Source organism: Gordonia sp. PvP123, from assembly GCF_040547295.1.
GTDB classification, from domain to species: Bacteria; Actinomycetota; Actinomycetes; order Mycobacteriales; family Mycobacteriaceae; genus Gordonia; species Gordonia terrae.
Genome location: NZ_JBEPPN010000004.1, coordinates 207,131 through 229,511, shown reverse-complemented (window position 1 = coordinate 229,511; position 22,381 = coordinate 207,131). Strand labels below are relative to the sequence as shown.

The 22,381-nt window shown below is 68.7% G+C and carries 19 protein-coding genes; 7 read left to right on the top strand and 12 right to left on the bottom strand.

Features of this window, described 5'->3' with window-relative positions; translation table 11 throughout:
- Positions 1 to 37: 37 nt before the first annotated feature.
- Positions 38 to 790 carry a maleate cis-trans isomerase family protein gene (locus tag ABIC25_RS08910; protein ID WP_354561004.1) on the bottom strand — a complete coding sequence of 251 codons (753 nt, stop codon included), beginning with the start codon at positions 788 to 790 and terminating at the stop codon, positions 38 to 40.
- 54 nt (positions 791 to 844) lie between these two features.
- Here ABIC25_RS08910 and ABIC25_RS08905 point away from each other — a divergent pair, with 54 nt between their 5' ends.
- The 4 genes from ABIC25_RS08905 (at position 845) to ABIC25_RS08890 (ending at position 5,087) form a co-directional block, all read left to right on the top strand.
- The gene (locus ABIC25_RS08905) at positions 845 to 2,251 is read left to right on the top strand and encodes an amidase (RefSeq protein ID WP_354561003.1); all 1,407 of its coding nucleotides are present in this window, start codon (positions 845 to 847) and stop codon (positions 2,249 to 2,251) included.
- On the top strand, positions 2,248 to 2,784 hold the full coding sequence (locus tag ABIC25_RS08900; protein WP_004021320.1) for a DUF3830 family protein: 537 nt from the start codon (positions 2,248 to 2,250) through the stop codon (positions 2,782 to 2,784). The genes ABIC25_RS08905 and ABIC25_RS08900 overlap by 4 nt, the downstream gene beginning before the upstream one ends.
- A 10-nt stretch (positions 2,785 to 2,794) precedes the next feature.
- The gene (locus ABIC25_RS08895) at positions 2,795 to 3,583 is read left to right on the top strand and encodes a GntR family transcriptional regulator (RefSeq protein WP_248643541.1); all 789 of its coding nucleotides are present in this window, start codon (positions 2,795 to 2,797) and stop codon (positions 3,581 to 3,583) included.
- Positions 3,584 to 3,698: 115 nt separating this feature from the next.
- Positions 3,699 to 5,087, top strand: coding sequence for an MFS transporter (locus ABIC25_RS08890; RefSeq protein ID WP_004021322.1), 1,389 nt, complete (start codon positions 3,699 to 3,701; stop codon positions 5,085 to 5,087).
- Between the two features lie 36 nt (positions 5,088 to 5,123).
- Here ABIC25_RS08890 and ABIC25_RS08885 read toward each other — a convergent pair whose 3' ends face one another.
- The 11 genes from ABIC25_RS08885 to ABIC25_RS08835 all read right to left on the bottom strand — a co-directional run bounded on the left by ABIC25_RS08885 (position 5,124) and on the right by ABIC25_RS08835 (position 19,569).
- Entirely contained in the window at positions 5,124 to 6,359 is a 1,236-nt protein-coding gene (locus tag ABIC25_RS08885) for a M20 family metallopeptidase (protein ID WP_354561001.1), read from the bottom strand.
- A complete protein-coding gene (locus tag ABIC25_RS08880; RefSeq protein WP_004021324.1) occupies positions 6,356 to 7,594 on the bottom strand; it encodes an aminotransferase-like domain-containing protein in 1,239 nt (412 codons plus the stop codon). Before ABIC25_RS08880 ends, ABIC25_RS08885 begins: the two co-directional genes overlap by 4 nt.
- A 93-nt stretch (positions 7,595 to 7,687) precedes the next feature.
- Positions 7,688 to 8,881, bottom strand: coding sequence for a M24 family metallopeptidase (locus tag ABIC25_RS08875; RefSeq protein ID WP_248643539.1), 1,194 nt, complete (start codon positions 8,879 to 8,881; stop codon positions 7,688 to 7,690).
- 46 nt (positions 8,882 to 8,927) lie between these two features.
- The gene (locus ABIC25_RS08870; RefSeq protein ID WP_004021326.1) at positions 8,928 to 10,445 is read right to left on the bottom strand and encodes an NAD-dependent succinate-semialdehyde dehydrogenase; all 1,518 of its coding nucleotides are present in this window, start codon (positions 10,443 to 10,445) and stop codon (positions 8,928 to 8,930) included.
- Entirely contained in the window at positions 10,442 to 13,411 is a 2,970-nt protein-coding gene (locus ABIC25_RS08865; protein ID WP_354560999.1) for an FAD-binding and (Fe-S)-binding domain-containing protein, read from the bottom strand. The genes ABIC25_RS08870 and ABIC25_RS08865 overlap by 4 nt, the downstream gene beginning before the upstream one ends.
- A 19-nt stretch (positions 13,412 to 13,430) precedes the next feature.
- Complete coding sequence (locus ABIC25_RS08860) at positions 13,431 to 14,738, bottom strand: aspartate aminotransferase family protein (RefSeq protein WP_354560998.1); 1,308 nt, start codon at positions 14,736 to 14,738, stop codon at positions 13,431 to 13,433.
- A gap of 45 nt (positions 14,739 to 14,783) precedes the next feature.
- The gene (locus tag ABIC25_RS08855) at positions 14,784 to 15,230 is read right to left on the bottom strand and encodes a MarR family winged helix-turn-helix transcriptional regulator (protein WP_239403829.1); all 447 of its coding nucleotides are present in this window, start codon (positions 15,228 to 15,230) and stop codon (positions 14,784 to 14,786) included.
- Positions 15,227 to 15,832 (bottom strand): DJ-1/PfpI family protein, encoded by a 606-nt coding sequence (locus ABIC25_RS08850; protein WP_354560996.1) that lies wholly within the window; start codon positions 15,830 to 15,832, stop codon positions 15,227 to 15,229. Before ABIC25_RS08850 ends, ABIC25_RS08855 begins: the two co-directional genes overlap by 4 nt.
- Positions 15,833 to 15,907: 75 nt before the next feature.
- Entirely contained in the window at positions 15,908 to 17,269 is a 1,362-nt protein-coding gene (locus tag ABIC25_RS08845; protein WP_004021331.1) for an MFS transporter, read from the bottom strand.
- A 204-nt stretch (positions 17,270 to 17,473) separates the two neighbouring features.
- Positions 17,474 to 18,463, bottom strand: a complete 990-nt coding sequence (locus tag ABIC25_RS08840) for a 3-hydroxybutyryl-CoA dehydrogenase (protein ID WP_004021332.1) — start codon at positions 18,461 to 18,463, stop codon at positions 17,474 to 17,476.
- On the bottom strand, positions 18,460 to 19,569 hold the full coding sequence (locus tag ABIC25_RS08835) for an NAD/NADP-dependent octopine/nopaline dehydrogenase family protein (RefSeq protein WP_354560994.1): 1,110 nt from the start codon (positions 19,567 to 19,569) through the stop codon (positions 18,460 to 18,462). Before ABIC25_RS08835 ends, ABIC25_RS08840 begins: the two co-directional genes overlap by 4 nt.
- 134 nt (positions 19,570 to 19,703) lie before the next feature.
- On the opposite strand from ABIC25_RS08835, the gene ABIC25_RS08830 reads away from it, so the two are divergent.
- The 3 genes from ABIC25_RS08830 to ABIC25_RS08820 are packed head-to-tail and all read left to right on the top strand — an operon-like array spanning position 19,704 to position 22,367.
- A complete protein-coding gene (locus tag ABIC25_RS08830; protein WP_064569944.1) occupies positions 19,704 to 20,690 on the top strand; it encodes an Lrp/AsnC family transcriptional regulator in 987 nt (328 codons plus the stop codon).
- 1 nt (position 20,691) lies between these two features.
- Entirely contained in the window at positions 20,692 to 21,369 is a 678-nt protein-coding gene (locus ABIC25_RS08825; RefSeq protein WP_354560992.1) for a YoaK family protein, read from the top strand.
- Positions 21,366 to 22,367, top strand: coding sequence for a D-2-hydroxyacid dehydrogenase (locus ABIC25_RS08820; protein WP_354560990.1), 1,002 nt, complete (start codon positions 21,366 to 21,368; stop codon positions 22,365 to 22,367). The genes ABIC25_RS08825 and ABIC25_RS08820 overlap by 4 nt, the downstream gene beginning before the upstream one ends.
- Positions 22,368 to 22,381: the final 14 nt, after the last annotated feature.

The window sequence follows — 22,381 nt, the reverse complement described above, 5'->3', positions numbered from 1 at the left end:
GGTGTGCGGCATGTGGTGTCGCTGTGCTCCTCGCTGCTCAACCAGCGGGTGGGTCGGACGGAGAGGTGAACAGGCTCCCGAGGCCGGGCACCTCGACCGAGAGACCGGCGAGCCGGAGCCCCTCCCACGCGGTGACCTGGTTGGCCGTGAGCACGGGTTTGCCGACGTAGGTCTCGAGGTCGGTGATCCACATCGCGGTGTGTAATGCGGTGTCGGGAACCACGATCGCCTGTGCCGAATCGCAGTCGGCGGCCGCGAGCATCTCGAACAACCCGTCACCGTCGAATGTGCCTGCCTCGGTGGCGGTCCCGATGTCGTTGGCGCGCAGGGCAACAACCTCGACACCGGCGTCGGCGAGGAACCCGATGAACCGGGCGGCCAGCGGCTCCGGGTAGGTCGCGGCGATCGCGACCCGCGACAGGCCGAGATGCCTGCACGCCCCGGCGAACGCCAGCGATGTCGACGAGGCCGGACGGCCCGCCCGGTCGGCGACGTCGGCGGCCTGGCGTCGGGCGCCGTCGAAGCCGTAGACGAAACTGCCGGAGGTGCACGCCCACATGACCGCCGACGGATGGTGGTCCAGCGCTCGCCGAACGCCGTCGGCGAGGCGGCCCCGTTCGCCGACCGCCGCCATGGCCTCGACGGTGTGATTGTCGGAGTCCACCTCGGTGATGAGGACCGGCAATCGGACCCCGAGGGAGGGTGCCGCGGCACCGATGGCCGCCTCGATGAGTTCGTAGTCGTCCTCGGCGGCGTGGCCGGGATACAGCATGGCGACGGCAGTTGTCACGCCCACACCTCCAAGGTAGATTGTCAACAATCTACCAACTCTCCGAGGGGGCGCATGTCGGACGCCACGCGGTGGCTCAGCGCCACGGAACTGGCCGAGGCCTACCGTACCGGTGCGCTCACACCGGAGGCGGTGGCGACGGAGCTGCTCGACGCCATCGAGGACGTCGATCCGCCGATCAATGCGTTCTGCCTGGTCGACCGGGACCGGACGATGGCTGCGGCCGTGGAATCCACGGCGAGATTCGCGGCCGGGACGCCCATCGGTCCACTCGACGGAGTGCCCGTCTCGATCAAGGACCTCCTCCTCACCGCCGGATGGCCGACACTGCGCGGTTCGCTGACGATCGAACCCGATCAGATGGTGTGGGACACCGACGCGCCGGCCGTTGCCCGTCTGCGTGAGGCCGGCGCGGTGTTACTCGGCAAGGTCACCACGCCGGAGTTCGGCTGGAAGGGCGTGACCGACAGTCCGCGGACCGGTGTCACCCGCAACCCGTGGGATACGACGCGGACACCGGGCGGGTCGAGCGGGGGCAGTGCCGCGGCCCTCGCGGCCGGTCTGGGGCCGATGTCGGTCGGCACCGACGGTGGCGGTTCCATCCGTATACCGGCCGCCTACTGCGGCGTCGTCGGGTTCAAACCCACGATGGGACGGGTGCCGATGTATCCGCCGAGTCCGTTCGCGCCGGTGGCACACGTCGGCCCGATGACACGGACCGTGTCGGATTGCGCTGCGCTGCTGGATGTCCTGAGCGGATTCGACGCGCGCGACTGGTCGGCCCTGCCTCCGTCGTCGACGAGTATGGCCACGGCGGTCCACGAGGTTCGCGACCTCGCGGATCTCCGTGTCGGGTACAGCGCCGATCTCGGATTCGGCTCGAATGACCCAGGTGTTCAGGCGAATACCGACCGGGTCGCATCAGTCCTCGAGCAGCTCGGGGCGACGGTGGAGAAGGTCGATCTGGGCTGGGATGACCCCGCCTGGGCCTATCACGTCATCTGGTTCGCCGGTGCCGGCGTCGTCGTGCGGGGGCTCGGCCCGCATGCCGCCGAGCGGGTGGACCCGCTGCTGATCGAGGCGCTCGAGCGCCACCGCGACCTCAGCGCGGCCGATGTCGTCGGTGCCACTGCCCTGCGGATGGAGATGGGCACCCAGATGAGCCTTCTCCACCAGGAATTCGACGTCCTGCTGACCCCGTCGATGCCGACCGTCGCATTCGGGGCCGGTCGCACGGTTCCCGACGGGTCGGCATCTCCCGACTGGACCTCGTGGACCCCCTACACCTACCCGTTCAATCTCACCGGCCAACCGGCGATCTCCGTGCCGAGCGGATTCGCCGATGGTCTGCCGACCGGGGCGCAGTTCGTCGGCGCACGCCATCATGACGCAACCGTTCTGCGCGTCGCGGCGGCGTACGAGGCGGCCGCCGGCTTCACCATGTTGGGGGATCGGCCGTGACCGAGGAACAGCGGACGGGCGCACGGTCCCGAGATGACCGATTCATCACCGTGACACTGGAGAAGCGAGGCGTGCGCGCGGTGGCGCGGATGCTGGACGCCGAGGCGCCGCGCACCGCCGCCGCGGTCTGGGACGCACTGCCGCTGGGAGGGCAGGTTTTTCACGGCAAGTTCGCGCGCAACGAGATCTACACGCTGCTGCCGGCCTTCGCTCCGGCGGAACCGGGGATGGAGAACACCACCATCACCCCGATCCCGGGTGATCTGTGCTATTTCACTTTCGACGGAGTGCTCGAGAACCCGGCCTACGGCTACGACAGCGGATCGGCCCCCGCCGAGCATCGGCTGCTCATCGACCTCGCGGTGTTCTACGGCCGCAACAATCTGCTGGTCAACGGCGATGTGGGCTGGGTCCCGGGCAATGTGTTCGCGACCATCGTCGAGGGTCTCGACGAGTTCGCAGCTGCCTGCAACGACGTCTGGATGGGCGGCGCGCGCGGGGAAACACTGACTTATGCGCGCCATTCACGGTAAGAAAGAGGGGATGACGGTGACGATGAAGGTGGGGGCCGAGACTCCGGGTCCGGAGGATCCGGGAGTTGATCGAACCGTCGTTCACCAGCCAAAACGGAGCAAATCGCCACGTCGCCGGGTGTTGTCGCCGCTGGTTCAGGAATCGACACCGGCGATCATCGCGCGTAAGTTGCACGATGCGATCGCAAACGGGGACTTCGCACCCGGCTCGCAACTGACGGAGTCGGGGCTGGCGGCCGACCTGGGCGTCAGTCGTGGTCCCCTCCGCGAGGCCATGCAGCGTCTCACCGCCGAGGGGTTGCTGGTCAGCCACCGCAACCGCGGGCTGTTCGTGGTGTCGATGGAGGACGATGACATCCGGGACATGTACGTAGCGCGGACCGCCGTGGAACGTGCTGCCGCGCAGCAGGTGATTGCGCATCGCGAGCAGGAGGCGGTGCAGGCGCTGGGTGAGGCCGTCGACGCGATGCGTGACCACATCGGCGAGCCCAACGGCGCCGGGATGGCGGAGGCGGACATGGCTTTCCATCAGACCCTGGTGGAATACGCCGGAAGTCAGAGGCTTTCGCGCCTGCACGAGACGATTCTCGTGGAGACGCGAATGTGCCTGCGAGCCATGCGGGGAACGTATTCCTCGGGAAAGGATCGGATCGACGAACACCAGGCGTTGGTGGACGCCATCGCCGCGGGAGATGCCGCGGCGGCGGATGCTCTGATGATCGAGCACATGGCCGACGGGTTGCGTCGCCTGATCGGTGACGGCGAGGACGCCGCAAACCTTCAGGTGGCCAGGGGCTGATCGCCCGCGGCCGGAGAGCACACAGTCGAGAACGTCGCTGAGTGCATCTCGTGGGTCCACCGAGCGCTGCACGACGAGCTCGACCCTCAGCGGCCCCACGAATCAGGAAGCGCAGATGAGCGACACGACGACAGCAGACACATACGAGCAGCTCGCACCGGACCCGAACTCTCCCGAGGGCAAGAAACTCCTCCGAAAGGCCATCGGCGCCTCGGCGATCGGCAACGCCACCGAGTGGTATGACTACGGCGTCTACGCCGCGGCCTCGGTCTATCTGACCCAGGCATTCTTCCCGGGCGATTTCGGAACCGTCGGCACCATGCTCGGTTTCGCGATCTCCTTCGTGCTGAGGCCCCTGGGCGGCATGGTCTGGGGACCCATCGGCGATCGAATCGGCCGCAAATCCGTTCTCGCGATGACCATCCTGCTCATCTCCGGCGCGACCGCGCTGATCGGTCTGCTGCCCACACACGCGTCCATCGGCTTCTGGGCGCCGGTCCTGCTGATCCTGCTCAGGGTGATCCAGGGCTTCTCCACCGGCGGTGAATACGGCGGTGCCGCAACGTTCATGGCCGAGTACGCGCCCGACAACAAGCGCGGCAAGTACGGATCGTTCCTCGAATTCGGAACGCTGGCCGGCTTCTGCGGCGGCACACTGTTCGTCCTGCTGTTGCAGCTGGCGCTGACCGACAGCCAGATGGACCAGTGGGGCTGGCGTATCCCGTTCCTGCTCGCGCTGCCGATGGGCCTGATCGGTCTCTACCTGCGGTCGCAGATGGAAGACACCCCCGTGTTCCAGGAACTGGAGCAGGACAACGAGATCAAGGGGTCGGCCTGGACCCGGTTCAAGGACCTGCTGGTCAACTACCGGCGTCCGATCATCACGATGTTCGGTCTGGTGATCGCGCTGAACGTCGCCAACTACACCTTGCTGGCCTACCAGCCGACCTATCTGCAGAACACGATCGATCTGTCCGAGACCTCCGCCAGCGTCGTCAACCTCATCGGTCAGCTGGTCATGATGTTGCTGATCCCGTTCTTCGGATGGTGGTCGGATTCGACGGGCCGCAAACCGATGTGGTGGGGTTCGCTGATCGGCCTGTTCGTCCTCGCCTTGCCGCTCTATTGGCTGATGGGGCAGGGGTTCGCCTGGGCGATCGTGGCATTCGTCATCCTGGGCGTGCTCTACATACCGCAGCTCGCGACCATCTCGGCGACATTCCCGGCGATGTTCCCGACGCAGGTCCGGTACGCCGGTTTCGCGATCTCCTACAACGTCGCGACCGCCGCCTTCGGCGGCACAGCCCCGCTGGTCAACGATGCCGTCGTCGAGAGCACCGACTGGAACCTGTTCCCGGCGGTCTACATGATGGGCGCGTGTGCCATCGGCATGGTCGCCTTGTGCTTCCTGAAGGAGACCGCGGGCGCCTCGCTCCGCGGCACCGAGATCCCGAGCCTCGAGAACGATTTCGCGGCGCTGCAGGGTCAGAAGGTCGGAAAGTAGGGGGGGCTTCGACAGGCTCAACCGGCGGAGCTGGGCTCAACCGGCGGAGCCGGCTTGACCGGCGGATGAGCCGAGTAATCGCATCGCGGCGAGGGCGTACGCTCTCGCCGCGATGACCAGATCGGCGATGGCCACGGACTCGTCGGGCTGATGGGCGTCGGTGTTGATGTTGCCCGGACCGAGGACGATCGACGGGACGCCGAGGTCGCGGCTGACGAACCCGCCGTCACAGGCGGCGGTCCAGCCGCCGACCGACGTGTCGGCACCGGCATCGATGACCGCGCCGACGGCCGTGGTGACGAGCGGATGTGCGGCGTCGGTGGCGAAACCGGGCATCTCCATGGTCACCCGGACGTCTACGGTGATGCCGTCGGTGTCTATCCCCTTTTCGCGGATCGTGGTTCGGAGCATCTCGGCGATCCGATGCGGGTCCTCGTCGGGCATCAGTCGCCGGTCGATGCCCAGCGAACAACCCGGTGCGACCACCGAGATGCCCTGCCCGCCCGCGATCGTCCCGACATTCCAGGTGCCGTGGCCGAGCAGGTCGTCGGAGGTCCTGGCCAGTCGCGCGGCGTCGGCGCGGATGATCTCGACGATGGCCGCCGCGGCGTCGATGGCGCTGCGTCCGTCCGCGGGGCGTCCGGAATGCGCGGCACGTCCGGTCACCTCGATCTCGATGTACGACGCGCCGCGGCAGCCGCGGACGACCTGCATGTCGGTGGGTTCGGCGACCACGCAACCGAGGAACTCATGATCGGCGGGACGGCTCACGAAGTCCCGCACCCCGATTCCGTGCTCCTCCTCGTCGACCGTGCACACCAGTCGGACCGGTCCGGCGAGGTCGGTGCCGACCTCAGGAGTCCGAGTCAGCGCGCTCATCGCCGCGACGACGGCGGCGAGTCCACCCTTCATGTCGGTGGCACCGCGACCGTAGATGCGGCCGTCGCGGATGCGGACCGTGTACGGGTCGGCCGACCAGTTGGGTCCGGCCGGGACCACGTCCGAATGACCGAGGAACATCAATCCCGGTGCTGTCCCGGCACCCACGGTGGCGACGAGATTGGGTCTCCCGGGGGCCACCTCATGCGTCGTGACCTCGAAACCGAGCGCGCGGCAGGCGTTGCCGAGCACCGCGACCGCGGCCGATTCGGTGCCTCCGGGATTTTCGCTGGGCGCCTCGACCAGGGCCGAGGTGAGCGAGGTGATGGCGGCCTCGTCGATGAAACCGAGTACTGCGGACTCGGCTGCGGTCAGGTCCTGTTCACCACTCACCCGGCCATCTTCTCAAGACTGGCCGTGAGACGTCGAACACCCTCGTCGATTCGCTCGGGCGTGCTCGACGCGAAACACAGACGCATCGAATTGCGGAAGCGGCCGCCCGGTGACAGCGCGGGTCCGGGGATGAACGCGACCCCGTCGGCGAGGGCGACCTCGAAGAGTTCCCGCGTGTCGATCTCGGCGAACTCGTCGCGCAGCGTGACCCACAGGAAGAAGCCGCCCTCGGGATTCGTGGTCACCACCCGATCGCCCAGATGACGCCCGATGGCGTCGAGCATGGCGTTCTTGCGCTCCCGGTACAGCACCCGGATCCCGGCGAGGTGGTCCTCGAGACCGCCGCGTGCGATGTACTCCGCGACGATGTGCTGGTTGGGCACGTTGGTGCAGGTGTCCATCGCCTGCTTGCCGTTGATGAGCAGTTGACGCAGTGACGGATCGGCGTCGACCCAGCCGACCCGCCAGCCCGGGGCGAGGATCTTGGAGAAGGTGCGCACCGAGAAGATCAGCGGATCACCGGGACTCAGGGTCTGGAAGGTCGGGATGTCGGTGCCGGCGAACCGCAGCAACCCGTACGGGTCGTCGTCGATGATCACCGACCCCCAGGTGTGCGCCAGCCGCAGCAGCTCGCGGCGTCGTTCCTCGGACATGGTGACGCCGGACGGATTCTGGAACGTCGGGATGGTGTAGATCGCCTTGGGCGTCTGACGGGTACGAGCAACCAGCGCCTCCAACTGATCGACCTGCATGCCGTCGTCGTCGACGGGCACCTCGAGCAGTTGCGCGCCATACGACAGCGCGGTGGCGCTGCCGTTGGTGTACGTCGGGGACTCGACGACGACCAGGTCGCCGGGGTCGACGAACAGCTTGCAGGCGAGGTCGAGTCCTTGCATCCCCCCGGTGGTGATGACCAGCCGGTCCAGGGACGACGGATCGGGAGTCGTGGCCAGATAGTCGACGAGGAGCTGCAGCAGTCGGGGCTCGCCCTCCGTCGCCCCGTAGGTGAACGACGTGTTGTCCAGGATCTCCCCGGCGATCTGCCGGAACTCGTCGGCCGGCACGGCCTCGTCCGCCGGCGAACCCATCGCGAAACGCACGATGTCGTGGGACTGCGCGGCCAGCAGCGAGGTCGACGAGTCGATCATCGAACCGACGAGGTCCTTGGCGCGGCCCGCCAGCGGCAGTGTCGGCGCCGAATGTCGGTTCTGGTAGGCGGTTTCGGTTGTGGTCACTTTCTTCACCTCGTCTCGGCAGCCCTTCGTGGCTCGTCGCTTGCGCTCCTCGCACCTCAGGGATCGGGTGGTGTCATTTCTTGTTGACGTTGCTCATTTGTGGATCAGTTCGCGGGGGAAGTCGGTGAAGGTCTCCACACCGGTCGGGCTGACCCGGACCGACTCGGACAGTTCGAAACCGTAGTTGTCCATCCACATTCCGCAGACGATGTGGAAGGTCATGTTGGTCTCGAGCACCGACTCGTCCTCGCTGCGGATGCTGATGGTGCGCTCACCCCAGTCGGGCGGATAGCCGATCCCGATCGAATAACCCAGACGTGAGGGTTTCTCGAGGCCGTACTTCGCGAGCGTCCAGTTCCAGGTGGAGGCGAGTTCGCGGGTGGCCACGCCCGGTTTGATGGCCTCCAGCACGTTGTTCAACCCCTCGGCGGTTGCTTTGGCGACGTAGTCGAGGTCCTTGCTCGGGGTGCCCAGCGAAACCGTGCGGGCGAGCGGGCAGTGGTATCGGCTGTGGGCACCGGTCAATTCGATGACCACCGCCTCGTCTTCGGCGAAAGTTCCCTGATGCCAGGTGAGGTGGGGGGTGTCGGCCGCCGCGCCGGTGGGCATCATCGGGACGATCGCCGGGTAGTCGCCGCCGTACTCCGGGGTCCCGGTGATCTGCGCCTGCGAGATGGCCGCCGCCGCATCGCATTGCCGGACACCGATGTCGATGGTGTCGATGGCGGCGCGCATCGCCTTCGAGCAGACCATGCCCGCCTGGCGCATGAGCTGCACCTCGGCTTCGGACTTGACCGATCGTACCCAGTTGACGAGTTCGAAGTTGTCGACGAGCTTCCACTCCGGGATCGCGTTGAAGAGCGCGCGGTAGGCCTTGGGGGAGAAGAAGTGCGAGTCCATCTCCAGGCCCACCGACCCGGTGTTGGACGCCGGGGCGATGAGGTGACGCTGACGCAACGACCAGGCGACCCAGTCGAACGGGTGCAGGTGCGGCCGGTGGACGTAGCTCTCCGGATAGCCGACGATCTGGTCGGCGGACAACCACGTCGTGCGGTGGGCGCCATGCGCATCCATCTCGCGGGCGTAGAAGACCATCTCGCCGTCGATCGGCACGAACAGCATCTGCGGGGTGTAGAACGACCAGGCGTTGTACCCGATCAGATAGAAGATGTTGGCCGGATCGGTGACGATGATCGCCGACAGACCCTGTCGGTCCATGAGCTCACGGACTCGGGTCAGGCGCTGTTCGTACTCGCTGTCGGTGAAGAGCTGAGCCCCCAGGTACATGGTCTTCGCGCTCCTGTCTGAACGGGACTGGTTCCGGGAAGTGTTGTCAGCGACGGGGAATCGGCGTGGCCGTGTATTTCACGTCGAGGAACTCCTCGATGCCCACGCGTCCGCCTTCGCGGCCGAGTCCGGACTCCTTGACACCCCCGAACGGGGCTGCCGGATTGGACACGGCGCCGGTGTTGACCCCGACCATACCGGTTTCCAGCGCAGCCGACAGTCTGGCGCAGCGGTCGACGTCCTGGCTGAACAGATAACCGACCAGCCCCCATGGGGTGTCGTTGGCCAGGGCGAGGACCTCGTCGTCGGCCGCGGGATCGCCCGGGTCGTCGGCGTCGCCGAACGGGATGATCGCGGCGACGGGTCCGAAGATCTCGGTGCGCGTGAGATCCGCGTCGAGCCCGACATCCGTCAGGACGGTCGGCGGATAGAAGAAGCCCGGGCCGGCCGGGTTCTCGCCCCCGCAGACGACCGAGGCGCCCTTCGCCACGGCGTCGGACACCAGTGCCGAGACCTTCTCGACGGCTCTCGATTCGACGAGAGGCCCGACCTGGACGCCCTCGGCCGCACCATCACCCACCCGCAGCGCGGACATCTTCGCGGCGAAGGCATCGGTGAACTCGTCGATCACGCTGCGGTGCACGAAGACCCGATTGGCGGCCGTGCACGCCTGGCCGATGTTGCGCATCTTGGCGAACATGAGTCCGTCGACGGCTCGGGAGATGTCCGCGTCGGCGCACACGATGAACGGCGCGTTGCCGCCCAGTTCCATCGACGTTCGCATGACTGTCCCCGCAGCCTGGCGCAGGAGGAGTTTCCCCACCTCGGTCGACCCGGTGAAGCTGATCTTGCGGGCGAGTCCGCTCTCCATCCACTCGGTGACGACGGTCGACGGGTCGCTGGTGGTGACGACGTTCAGCACCCCCGACGGCAGACCCGCCTCGACGAGGATGTCGGCCAGCAACAGCGTGGTGAGTGGGGTCAACTCGGCCGGTTTGAGAACCATGGTGCAGCCGGCCGCGACCGCAGGCCCTATCTTGCGGGTTCCCATGGCCAGCGGGAAGTTCCACGGCGTGATGAGGATGCACGGCCCCACCGGCTGCCTGGTCACCACGATCCGGTGCGATCCGTCGCCGGTGGTGGTGGAGTCGCCGCCGATGCGGACCGCCTCCTCGGCGAACCAGCGGAAGAACTCGGCGCCGTAGGCGACCTCGCCCTTGGCCTCGGCGAGGGGTTTGCCCATCTCGGCGGTCATCACCGCGGCGATCTCGTCCACCCGCGCCATGATCAACTGATGTGCGCGGTAGAGGATCTCGCTGCGGTGGCGGGGCGAGGTCGCGGCCCAGTCGGCCTGATGTGCCGCCGCGGTCTCGAGTGCGCGCCGGGCGTCGGTGGCGTCGGCGTCGGCCACTCGGGCGAGTACGTCGCCGGTGGCCGGGTTGACCACGTCGAATCGCTGACCCGAGGCGGCCGGGGTCCATGTTCCGTCGATGAAGAGATCGGTGCTGACGCGCGACACGACATCGGGTGCGGAGTGGGGGGTTGCGGTCACTGAGGCGGTCACGGTCGTACTCCTCGGAGGTCGGTGGCTGTGTCGGGTGCTGAGGTGAGCAGTTCGGCGAGATGGACTCCGCGGACACGGCCGGGGGAGAGGCCGTCGTCCACGGTCGCGAGGTGTTCGACGGCCATCGCGCAGCTGAAACCGTCGGTGATCACCGGCCGGTCGGGGGCGCTCCGCAGGGCCGGAGCCAGACTGTTCTCGGCGACGGCCATGCTGACCTCGTAGTGCCCTCTCTCGAAGCCGAAGTTGCCGGCGACACCGCAGCATCCGTCTGCGGTGTGCACGGTGATTCCGAGCGCCTCGAGAGCGGCGACGCCCACCCGGGCGCCGAACACCGAGTACTCGTGACAGTGGGTCTGCACCGTCACCTCATCGGGTAGGGGCGGTGGTCGCCACCCCGCGTCGAGCAGTGCGGGAAGGTGGGCGGCGAAACTCCGGACGCGTGCTGCGACGCGACGTGCGGCCTCCGTCGGGACGAGTTCGGGCAGATCCTTCGCCAGGGCCGCGGCGCAACTGGGTTCGACCACCACGATCGGCCGGTCCGTCCCGTCGTCGAGATCGGCGACGGTGCGACGCAGCACCTTTCGGGCCCGATCCAGCTGTCCCGTCGAGATCCATGTGAGACCGCAACAGTTGTCGGCCGTACAGCCGACGGGATCCGACGCACGGTCGACGGGGTGGGCGGCTCGGAGGATCTCGGCCACGGCGGTGGCCACGTGCGGCCGGAAGGCGCGGGTGAAGGAGTCGACGAACAACACGACCGTGGAACCCGCGTCGACCGGGGAGAGCGCCCCGAGGTGGGTGCGCCGCGCCCGTCGGGTGGCGAACGCGGGCATCGTGCGCCGGGGGTCGAGTCCGCCTGCGCGCGCGGCGAGACCGCTGAGCCGGGATCGCAGTGCGCGGTTGAGGACCGGTGCCGTGAGCCCGGCCGCCGACAACCACGCGGGCATCCAGCCGAGGGAGTAGTGCGACAGCGGCCGGAGCCGGCGCCGATAGTGGTGATGGAGGAACTCGGACTTGTAGGTGGCCATGTCGACGCCGGTCGGGCAGTCGGTGGAACAGGCCTTGCAGGACAGGCACAGGTCCAGGGCCTCGGCGACATCGGTCGACCGCCAGCCCTCGTCGACGCTCGGCGCGGTGCGGACCATGTCCTGCAACACGCGCGCCCGGCCGCGGGTCGAGTCCCTCTCGTCGCGAGTGGCCTTGTAGCTCGGGCACATCACCCCGCCGGAATCCGCACGGCACCTCCCCACGCCGATGCATCCCTGTACGGCGTGCACGAACGGGTCGAGCAGGGGGAGTTCGGGGCCGAGATCGAAAGCCGTGGGCCAGCTCCGGCGCGGCACCTCGGCGAGAGCGAGGTCGGTGGTGATCGGGGGCGGGTCGACGATGCTGCCCGGGTTGAGGATTCCGTGCGGGTCCCAGATCGACTTGAACCGGGCGAAGGCCGACATCATCGCCGGGGTGTACATGACGGGCAGCAGCGCCGATCGGGCCCGCCCGTCACCGTGCTCGCCGGACAGCGAACCGCCGTGGCGCACCACGAGTTCGGCGGCTTCGGCGCAGAAGCGTGCCATCACCGCACGACCCTCGGGGGAGCGCAGGTCGAATGTGATCCGCACGTGCATGCAACCGGCGCCGAAGTGCCCGTACATGACGCCGGTGAGGCCGTGCCGGTCGAGCAGTTCGGCGAAGTCGTCGAGGTAGTCGGCGAGTCGTTCGGGTGCGACGGCGGCGTCCTCCCAGCCCGGCCAGGATTCGTAACCGTCGCCGATGCTCTCGTCATCGGGATCGGCGAGGCGCGACGACAGCCCCGCGCCGTCCTCGCGAACCCGCCAGAGTGCCTTGCGGCGGGCCGGGTCGTCGACAACCGTTGCGTCGATCATCCGACCCTGCGCGCGCAGGTGATCCAGAAGGCGTTTGGCGGTCGCGGGCACGTCGGCCTCCGACTGCACGGTGGCACTGTGGTCGTCGAGATCGATGAAGAGCCATGCGGATCCGTCGGGCAGACCGGCGACAGACTCGCGGCCACGTCGCGCCGCCATCGTCGCGACGATCTTGCGGTCGATGCCCTCGATGGCCGACGGCGCGAACGGGAGGATCGCCGGGACGTCCCGGGCGGCGTCGGCGGGGGAGCGGTAGCCCACGCACAGCAGGAGTTGTGAGGTCGGGACCGGCACGAGCGTCACGGTCGCCGACACGACGATCGCGCAGGTTCCCTCGCTGCCGACGAGGGTGCGCGCCACGTCGAACCCGTTCTCCGGCAGCAGCTTCGCGAGATGATAACCGGAGACCTGTCGCGGAATGGTCTCGAGCTGGGTGCGCAGGATCGCCAGGTTCGCGGCGGCCAGGTCACGCAGCGACCCGGTGATCTCGGCCGCTCGCGCCCCCGCCGCGGCGTCGGCGGGATCGGTGGCCCGCAGGCCGTCGCGGGTTGCGGTGAGCAGCAACCCCTCTGCTGTGACGAGATGGAGTTCGACGATGTGATCGCTGGTGCGGCCGTGTCGGACCGAGTGATTGCCGCAGGCGTCGTTGCCGATCGCGCCGCCCAGCGTCGCGCGCGACGCCGACGACGGGTCCGGCGCGAACGTGAGCGTACCGCCGGTGGCGGCCCGTGCCTCGGCGGCGAGGGTGGTCAGCACGATCCCCGCGCCGGCGACCGCGGTCGCGGAGTCGGCGTCGACCGACAGGACCCGGTCGAGATGCCGGGACAGGTCGATCACGACTCCGGGTCCGATCGCGTTGCCGCCCATCGAGGTCCCGCCGCCGCGGGGGACCACCGGGATCCGGCGGTCATGACACCATTCGACCACCGTCGCGACCTCTGTGGCGGTGCGGGGGAAGGTGACGGCGAGCGGTGGGACCCGGTAATTGGAAGCGTCGTAGGAGTATTCGGCGAGGCGACGCGTCGAGGAGTCCGCGTCGACACCGAGTTCGGCGAGTTCGGCTGCGATGTCCACCCGTGGCATGTGTGACCGAGCTGTCGGTCTAACCGAGTGCCGCGGCGAGGGCGGCACCGAAACGGGCCACACCGAGGTCGATCTCCTCGGCGGTGACCACGAGGGCGGGAATGAGTCGCACGACGTTGGCCGCCGGACCGCACGTGAGCGAGAGCAACCCCTGGGCGGTGGTGGCCTGCTGCACGGCGAGCGCGGCCGCCGCGTCGGGCGCGGTGTTCCCGGTGGCGTCGGTGGCGATGAACTCGATGCCGGCCATCAGTCCCAGGCCGCGGACGTCCCCGACGCCGGGGAAGGGGGCGCACACCTGCCGCAGGCCGGCGAGTAGCTGTTCACCGCGCACGCGGGCGTTCTCGACGAGGCCCTCGGACTCGATCACGTCGAGCGTGGCGATCGCGGCGGCCGCCGCCACGGCGTTGCCCCCGTACGTACCACCCTGCGAGCCGGGCCAGGCCTTGCTCATCAACTCCGTCGGTGCCGCGATCGCCGAGATCGGGAATCCCGATGCCAGGCCCTTGGCGGTGATCAGGATGTCGGGGGTCAGGCCCGCCGCGTGCTGGTGACCCCAGAACTTGCCGGTGCGGCCGAATCCCGCCTGCACCTCGTCGAGGACGAGGAGGATGTCATGGCGGTCGGCGCGCTCCCGCAGACCCTGGAGGAAGCGCGGCGGGGTGGGCAGGTATCCACCGTCGCCGAGAACCGGTTCGATGAGGAAGGCGGCCGTGTCATTGGGCGCGACCCGCGACTGCAGCAGATAGTCGAGCTCGCGCAGCGCGAAATCGACGGCGGTGTCGGTGTCCCAGCCGTAGCGGTAGGCGTACGGGAACGGCGCCATGTGCACGCCGCTCATCAGCGGGGAGAAGCCTGCGGAGAAACGCGTCCCGGCGGTCGTCAGGCTGGCCGCCGCGACGGTACGGCCGTGGAAACCACCCTGGAACACGATGATGTTGGGTTTCGCGGTGGCCATCCGCGCCAGGCGGACGGCGGCTTCGACGGCCTCGGAACCGGAGTTCGCATAGAAGACCGAGTCGAGTCCGGCGGGCAGCACCGACCCGAGGCGCGCGGTGAGCTCGAGGAGCGGGGTGTGCATCACGGTGGTGTACTGCGCGTGGATGACCTTGGCGCACTGTGCCTGCGCGGCCGCGACGACGTGCGGGTGGCAGTGTCCGGTGCTGGTCACGCCGATACCGGTGGTGAAGTCGAGATAGTCGCGACCGTCGGTGCCCCTTATCCACGAGCCAGCCGCGGTGTCGACGACCACGGGGGTCGCCTGCTTCAGCGCCGGGCTCAGCGACGCGGTCTGGCCGGAGCGGATCGGGGAGTCAACACTGGCGGTCATGGGTACACGGTGACGCTCGATCGTACGATTGTCAACAATTGGGTATCAGTGCTGGTCATCAAGTGTGTCGAGGGCGGCGCTGAGGTCATGTAGCGCGTGCAGGGCCTGTTCCCACCGCGCGGGGTCGAGGACGGTCGCCAAGCGATCGGCCGCCTCGCGGTGCCCGGGGTTGATCGCCCGCACGGCGGCGAGTCCCGCTGCCGTGGGCGCGACGAGCTTGGCCCGGCGGTGGGCCGGATTGTCCCGGTATTCGGCCAGTCCGTCGGCGACGAGGAGGTCGGCGGTGCGCTGGACGCTCTGCCGCGTGATCCCCATCGCCCGTGCGATGCCCGCGACCGGTAGCGGCTCGTCGAGGACCGCGCCGAGCACCTGCCATCGCGTGGCGGTCAGCTCGGCGGGGGCGGCGAGGCGCTCGGCGAGGGCGAGGAATTGGCCGTTGAGGCGAAACGCGGTCAGTGCCGAGGCCGACAGCAGGTCCTGATGGTCTCTCAATGCTCGCCGGCCAGGGCGTAGAAGCCACTGGGGTCCTGATGGCCGTAGAGCTGATACCAGGCGTCGAGAACCGGCGGTGTGTAGAGACCGAGCAGCGCGAAGACCTCGCGGGCGAAGTCGACGGGCGCTATCGCCGCGGCGGTGATCACCCCGCGATCGGTGACGGCGGGAGCGTCGACGTAGTGTGCGGCGCCCGCATATCCCGTGGGTGTGAGCTGCTCGGGCGCATTGCTGGTGTGGCGGCGGTCGTCGAGCAGGCCGGCGCGCGCGAGTCCCAGTGTCGCGCCGCAGATCCCGGCGACCGGTGTCCCGGCGTCCGCCCACCGCCGGGCGGCGTCGACGAAGGCGTCGTTGGACTCCCAGATCTGGGCGCCGGGCAGCAGCAGCATCGCGCTGTCCTCGGGTCCGATGGCGTCGAGTGTGGTGTCGGGCACCATCGTGACCCCGCCGATCGTGCGGATCGGCTCGGCGGACGCGCCGACGGTCACGATCCGGAACGATCCGGGTTCGGCCTGGTAGTCGGGGTTGTTGATGCCCGCAGCGACATAGCCGAACTCCCAGTCCGCGAGCGTCGGATACAGGGCGAGATGGACGGTTCTCATGATGCCGCCTCGTGAACGATAATGACAGCATCCTGTCATATATGACAGGATGCTGTCAATCGTCCGAGGTGTGCGTCAGTTGCGCAGGCGCTGCCCGCGCGAGGGTCGGCCGACGAGGGCAGGGGCCGTCTCCCGGATGACCATCAGGCAGCAGAGGCTGATCGCCATCAGGACCGCCGCATAGATCCCGACGGGAATCACGCTGCCGGTGGCACTGACGATCCGGTTCGCGATCATCGGGGCCAGCCCGCCGCCCAGCACCGCGCCGACCTGGAAGCCGATCCCGATGCCGCTGTAGCGCTGCGTGATCGGGAACAGCTCCGCGAAGGTCGTGAGCATCGGACCGTAGACGAAGCCGGTCAGGGCGAAGCCGATCGAGATGACCGTGATGCAGGCGGTCAGCGACCCGGATGCGGTGACCCAGAACAGGATCGGCGCGAACAGCAGTGAGGTGATCATGCCGAATCCGATCACCGTCTTGCGGCCCAGCCGGTCGGACAGGTAACTGCCGAGCACGACGGTCGCGGCATGACAGGCGAGCGCCAGCGTGCTGCCGAGGACCACCGGCGACCGCTCGAAGCCGCGTCCCGGATCGGTCTCGGTCAGGAAGGAGAGCATGAACGTGAACAACAGGAAGGCGTAACAGTTCTGCCCGACGTTGATCCCGGCGGCCAGGGCGACACGACGCCAGTTCTGCCGGAGCACGGCGAAGGCCGGCGGTGAGCTCTCCTCGGCCTGCTTGGACGCGACGAAGTCCGGTGTCTCGCTCACCCTCGATCGCGTCCACACCCCGATCGCCAGCACGACTCCGCCGATGAGGAAGGGGATGCGCCAGCCCCAGGCCAGGACCTGCTCCATCGGCATCAGCAGCACGAGTGCGAACGACAGGTTGGCCAGGATGCCGCCGACCGGCGAGCCCAGGGTGACGAAGCAGCCGTACAGGCCACGCCGGTGCGCCGGCGCGTGTTCGGCGGCGAGCAGGGCGGCGCCGCCGATCTCACCGCCTCGCGAGATGCCGTGCACCATGCGGAGGAAGACCAGGATGATCGGTGCCACGATCCCGATGGCCTGGTAGTCGGGGAGGATGCCCATCGCCAGCGTCGACCCGCCCATGAGCAGGAAGGCTGCGGTCAGCGCCTTGCGTCGGCCGAATTTGTCCCCGAAGTGTCCGAAGATCAGGGCGCCGATCGGCGCCATCACGAAACCGACCGCGAAGGTCGCGAATCCGAGGAAGGTGCCGAACCAGGGATCGTCGACGTTGAAGAAGATCTTGTTGAAGACCAGCGCCGTCGCGGTGCCGTAGATCGCGAAGTCGTAGAACTCCATGATCGTGCCCACGCCGGATGCGACGGCGACGCGGGTGGTCCGTTCCCGCCGGGGCTGCTCGGTGCTCGGTGCCGTCGGGTCGGGCGGTGCAGAATTGTCGAGAGTTACCACGGATCACTCCTCATCGGTGGGCGAACGGACCGTCGAGGCCGGCGTTCGTTGGCTGTACTCGTGGATGGATCGATTGTGTCGAACCCGCGCGACGCGGGGAATCGGGAAAAGCTTTACAACGCCGAGCTATTGGACGCGTTCGAGCGCGTTTCACCGCGCCACCGGGTCCGGCCCGGTGGCGGGGTGCGGGGATCGCCCGAGACGTCAGTCGGCCGTGCTGAACTCCTCATGGCGGGCGAGGCGTCCGACCGCGTCGAGGACACGGGCGAAATCGGCGATGCGCTGTGCCCGATAGTCGTCGACGGTCGACGGGTCGAACTCGTAAAAGCCTGCGCCGTCGGAGATCCCGCGGCGCCCGGACGTCATGTTCGTCTCGACCAGAGGCGCGGGTGCGAACCTCTCGCCGAGTTCGCGGCTCAGGTAGTTCGACGCGTGGAAGAGCGTGTCGCAGCCGCCCCAGTCGATGAACTCGAGCAGGCCGAGAACCGCGAAGCGGGAGCCGAATCCGATGCGGACCGCGGTGTCGATGTCCTCGGCGCTGGCCACGCCCTCGGCCACCATGCGTGCGGCCTCGTTCATCACCAGCGCCTGGAGCCGGGGCACGATGTATCCGGGCGACGGCGCGCACACCACGGGCACCTTGCCGACCCCGAGCAGCAGCTCGCGGGTGGCGTCGACGGCCCCGGGACCCGTCGCCGTGCCGGGCGCCACCTCGACGAGCGGCATGAGATCGGCCGGATTCAGCCAGTGCGCGTTCAGGAAACGCGCCGGCGCCGACAATGCGCCGGCGAGTTCGTCGACGAGGAAGCTCGACGTGGTCGACGCGATGGGGACGGTGTCGCCGACCATCGCCTCGATCCACGCGAGCGCATCGCGTTTGATCCCGGCGACCTCCGGCACGGCTTCGAAGACGAGATCCGCCGCGGCCATCGGGGTGAGGGCGTCGACCTCGCCGACGACCGTCACCAGCGCGGCGACATCCTCGAGGTCCTCGACCGCGAGCAGGCCGAGCGTGACCTTGTGCGCCAGTGCCTGTCGGATCGACGCACGGACTCCCTCGAGGTAGGCCGCGGCGTCGGCGCCGCGGTCACGGAGGTCGACGACCGACACCGCGACGTTCCCGAAGGCCAGTGCCGCGGCGATGCCCTGGCCCATCCGGCCGGCGCCGACCACGGCGACGTGACGGCCCGTCACCGCGCCGGTCCGTCGTGGAGCAGTGCCCGCATGCCGGACGGGTCGAGTTCGGCCAACCCCAGGCTCTCCAGGGTCCGCCCGCCGGTCGCGGCGGGACGGCCGGTGACCGCGCCGGCCAGGGCGAGCAGACCGTCGGCCACCGGAGACGGCACCGACGCCCACCGCGCCACGGAACTCAGCAGCGCCAGCCCGATCTCGACGTCCTCGACCATGTAGCGGTGGGTGTGCAGGTCGATGTTCTCGCGCCAGTCGCCGCTGTCGGTGAGCTTCTCGTGGGCGGCGTTGCCGTACATCCACTCGTCGCCGTCGGCGGTGTAGTGGTCGGCGAGCGGGAAATGCGGTGCGGCATAGCCGAGCGCCTCGCGGACCGCGATGCGCTCGGCATCGAGCGCCGAGGTGACCCGCCGGATGGAGTCCTGGGTGCCCTCGTTGTGGATGTCCCACGACGGGAAGTGTTCCAGCGGACCGGCATTCATCAGGATGAGCGGCGGGTGGATGATCGGTCCGGCGTTCATCAGCGCGCCGCTGAGGGCGTCCTCGACGCGCTCGACGGCGGGGTAGACCTCGCCGAGGACCGCCAGCGCCCGGTCGGTGTGCCGCGCCGGGAAGACGCCGGTGGGCAGACGCGTGGCGTATCCGCTGACCACGACGCGGGTGTCGCCGTGCTTGCGTGCGAGGTAGGGCAGGGTCCCGGTTTCGGCGAACGCGACGTCGGCGGGGTTGCCCGCGGCGCGTACCGCCTGCGCGAAGACGATGGATCCGAAGCTGCCCGGCGGCAGATAGACGACCTGACCGTCGCGCAGATGCGGGGCGAGTTGCCGGGCGAGCGACTCGTGGGCGAACGCGGGAACCGGCGCGACGATGACCTCGGCGGTGGACACCGCCTCGGCGAGGTCGGTGACGATCGAGATGCCCCTGCCGTCACCGTTGTCGACGGTGATCTGCCTGCTGCCGCGATGGTCGTCGAGGTCGAGGGTTTTGCGCTCGACCAGCGACGAGAACGCCGCGCCGTCCCGCCGCCACCAGGTGACATGGTGGTCCTTCTCGCTGAGCTCGGCCGCGGCCGCATAAGAGCCGTGACCTCCGCCGATGATGCAGACCTTCACGAATCGTCCTCCTCGATCTCGGGCCGCCCGTGCGGCCACTTGGGTGTTGGGAGGAAACGTAGGAGCGCTGCCGCGGACTGTCCCGGCGTCTGCCGAAGACGAAAAAAGTTCACCTCGTGATGCAGGATTGTTGCGTGCCGGACGACCTCGATTATCAGATCGTTCACGCCCTGCAGGTCGCGCCGAGGGCGCCGTGGGGCGTCGTCGGCGACGTCGTGGGCGTGAGCGCGGCGACCGCGGCCCGCCGCTGGGAGCGGCTCGTCGACAGCGGTCTCGCCTGGATCGTCACCTATCCCGGGGCCGCGTACCTGAACACCCGCTGCAGCGCGTTCGTCGAGGTCCAGGCGTCGTCGCGGCGGGAGGCGCTCGTCGAGCGACTCGCGGGGGACCGACACGTGGCCACGATCCAGCGCACCGCAGGCGACGGCGACCTGCTGCTGACCGTGATGGTGCCCGACCTCGGCTTCCTCGGCGACTGGGTACAGCGCCTCGCCGAGACCGAGGGCGTCGCCCGGACCCGGACGAGGCTGGTGATGCGGGTCTTCGGCGAGAGCGAACGCTGGCGGGTGCACACGCTGTCCGACGCGGACGAATCGGTGCTCGTCGAGCACCGTCCCGAGCACCGCCCGCTGGCGCACGAACCCGACGAGATGGATCTGCGGCTCATCGCCGCACTGGCCGAGGACGGCCGACGCTCGGCGGTCGATCTGGCGGCTGCGAGCGGCCTGAGCGCACCGACCGTCCGACGCCGACTGACCGCACTCGTCGCCGAACGCGTCCTGTCGATCAGATGCGAGGTGGCCCATGTCATCAGCGGATGGCCCGTCACGGCGAACGTGTGGGCACGCGCGTCGTCGAGGTCGATCTCGGCGCTCGTCGACGCGCTCGACGAACTGCCCCAGGTGCGTGTCTGCTGCGAGGTCACGGGCACCGCGAACATCCTGATGGGCGTCTGGTTGCACACCGTCGGCGAACTGTCCGAGTTCGAGCAGCAGCTCGAGAGCCGGGTGCCGGGGCTCGTCGTCGCCGACCGTTCGGTCACCCTGGAGACCCCGAAGCGGCTGGGAACACTGCTGGACCGGTCGGGCTGCCGCACGGGCTCGGTTCCGGTGGTGCTGTGAGATGACCACGTCGACCTCGCTGCGCTTCGCCCTGTTGATCACCGCGGCCTGTGGCTTCCTCGACAGCTACACGTACCTGTCCCGGGGCGGGGTGTTCGCCAATGCCCAGACCGGAAACGTCATCCTCCTCGCGCTGAATCTGTCGGAGCGGCAATGGCATCAGGCGTCCGGTCATCTGTGGCCGATCCTCGCCTTTCTCGTCGGCGTCGTGCTCGCGGTGCACGTGAAGGCCGGCCGGCTCGACCGCCTGCTCGTCTATCCGATCCGGGTGACGATGGCGCTGCAGGTGGCGATCCTCGTGGTGATCGGCTTCGTCCCCACCTCGGTGCCGCATTCGTTCGTCACCATCCCCATCTCGTTCATCACGGCGATGCAGATCGAGTTGTTCCGCAACATCGGCGATCTCAACTACATCGCGGTGGCCACGACCGGGAATCTCATGCGGCTCGTGGAGGCCGGCTACGGGGTGGCCGTCGACCGGTCGCCGGATGCGCGCAAGGCCCTCGCGATCTACGGCCGCCTGGTGGGGGCGTTCGCGGGTGGCGCACTCGTCGGGGCGGTCTGCACCCAACTGTTGGGCGGTCGCGCCGCCTGGGTGCCCGCCGGTTTCCTCGCGGTGACGCTGCTGCTCTTCGTGATCGACGACCACACCGACCCGTCACCTACGGTGGGGTCATGACCCCGCATGCGCCCGTGGTTGCCCTGTTGATCTCTCCCGACGCCCCTCTGCCGGGGAACCTCGCCGAGATCGAGGAGCTCGCGACGGTACGGCTCTGCACGGCTGACGATCTGGGCTCCGCCCTGCCGGGTGCGGACGTCTTCGTGTTGTGGGACTTCTTCTCCCGCGGGCTCGCTGACCACTGGGGCGAGGCGACGGCATCGTTGCGCTGGGTGCACGTGTGTGCGGCCGGCGTCGACTCATTGCTCTTCGACGAGTTGCGGGCCTCGGACGTCGTGGTGACCAACGCGCACGGCGTCTTCGACCGGCCGATCGCGGAATTCGTCCTCGCCGCTGTCCTCGCGCGGCACAAGGGTTTACACGAGTCGATGGCGTTGCAGCGCGACCATGAATGGCGGCACCGCGAGACCGTGGCGACCCACCGCACCTCCGCGCTCGTGATCGGCACCGGCGGGATCGGCCGCGCGACCGCGAAACTGCTACGCGCCGTGGGTGTACGGGTGACCGGGGCAGGCCGGACCGAACGCGCGTCGGACCCGGACTTCGGACACGTCGTCGCCACCGACGACCTCGCCGCGCACGTGGGCGACTTCGACACCGTCGTCGCGATCGCGCCGCTGACCGAGCAGACCTCCGGAATGATCGACGCGACCGTGCTGGCGGCGATGAAGCCCGGCGCACACCTGGTCAACGTCGGACGCGGCGAGCTCGTCGACGAGCCGGCCCTGGTGCGGTCGCTCCGATCGGGACACCTGGGCGCGGCCACGCTCGACGTCTTCGCCACCGAGCCGCTGCCCGCCGACAGTGAACTGTGGGACCTGCCCGGGGTCGCGATCTCGGCACACATGAGCGGGGACGCCGTCGGGTGGCGCGATGCGCTGGCCGAGCAGGTCCTCGACAACCTCCGGCGCTACGTCGCCGCGGGCACCGAGGAGCCGGCCGACGTGCTGGTCAACGTCGTCGACAAGGAACGCGGGTACATCCGGGTAGGCGGATGACCTCACCGCGGGCC

Bases quoted from the DNA above. Each gene is read 5' to 3' on its own strand.
- ABIC25_RS08905 (WP_354561003.1), top strand. From the start codon at position 845: ATGTCGGACGCCACGCGGTGGCTCAGCGCCACGGAACTGGCCGAGGCC.
- ABIC25_RS08895 (WP_248643541.1), top strand. From the start codon at position 2,795: ATGACGGTGACGATGAAGGTGGGGGCCGAGACTCCGGGTCCGGAGGAT.
- ABIC25_RS08890 (WP_004021322.1), top strand. From the start codon at position 3,699: ATGAGCGACACGACGACAGCAGACACATACGAGCAGCTCGCACCGGAC.
- ABIC25_RS08875 (WP_248643539.1), bottom strand. From the start codon at position 8,881: ATGTACCTGGGGGCTCAGCTCTTCACCGACAGCGAGTACGAACAGCGC.
- ABIC25_RS08865 (WP_354560999.1), bottom strand. From the start codon at position 13,411: ATGCCACGGGTGGACATCGCAGCCGAACTCGCCGAACTCGGTGTCGAC.
- ABIC25_RS08860 (WP_354560998.1), bottom strand. From the start codon at position 14,738: ATGACCGCCAGTGTTGACTCCCCGATCCGCTCCGGCCAGACCGCGTCG.
- ABIC25_RS08850 (WP_354560996.1), bottom strand. From the start codon at position 15,832: ATGAGAACCGTCCATCTCGCCCTGTATCCGACGCTCGCGGACTGGGAG.
- ABIC25_RS08825 (WP_354560992.1), top strand. From the start codon at position 20,692: ATGACCACGTCGACCTCGCTGCGCTTCGCCCTGTTGATCACCGCGGCC.
- ABIC25_RS08820 (WP_354560990.1), top strand. From the start codon at position 21,366: ATGACCCCGCATGCGCCCGTGGTTGCCCTGTTGATCTCTCCCGACGCC.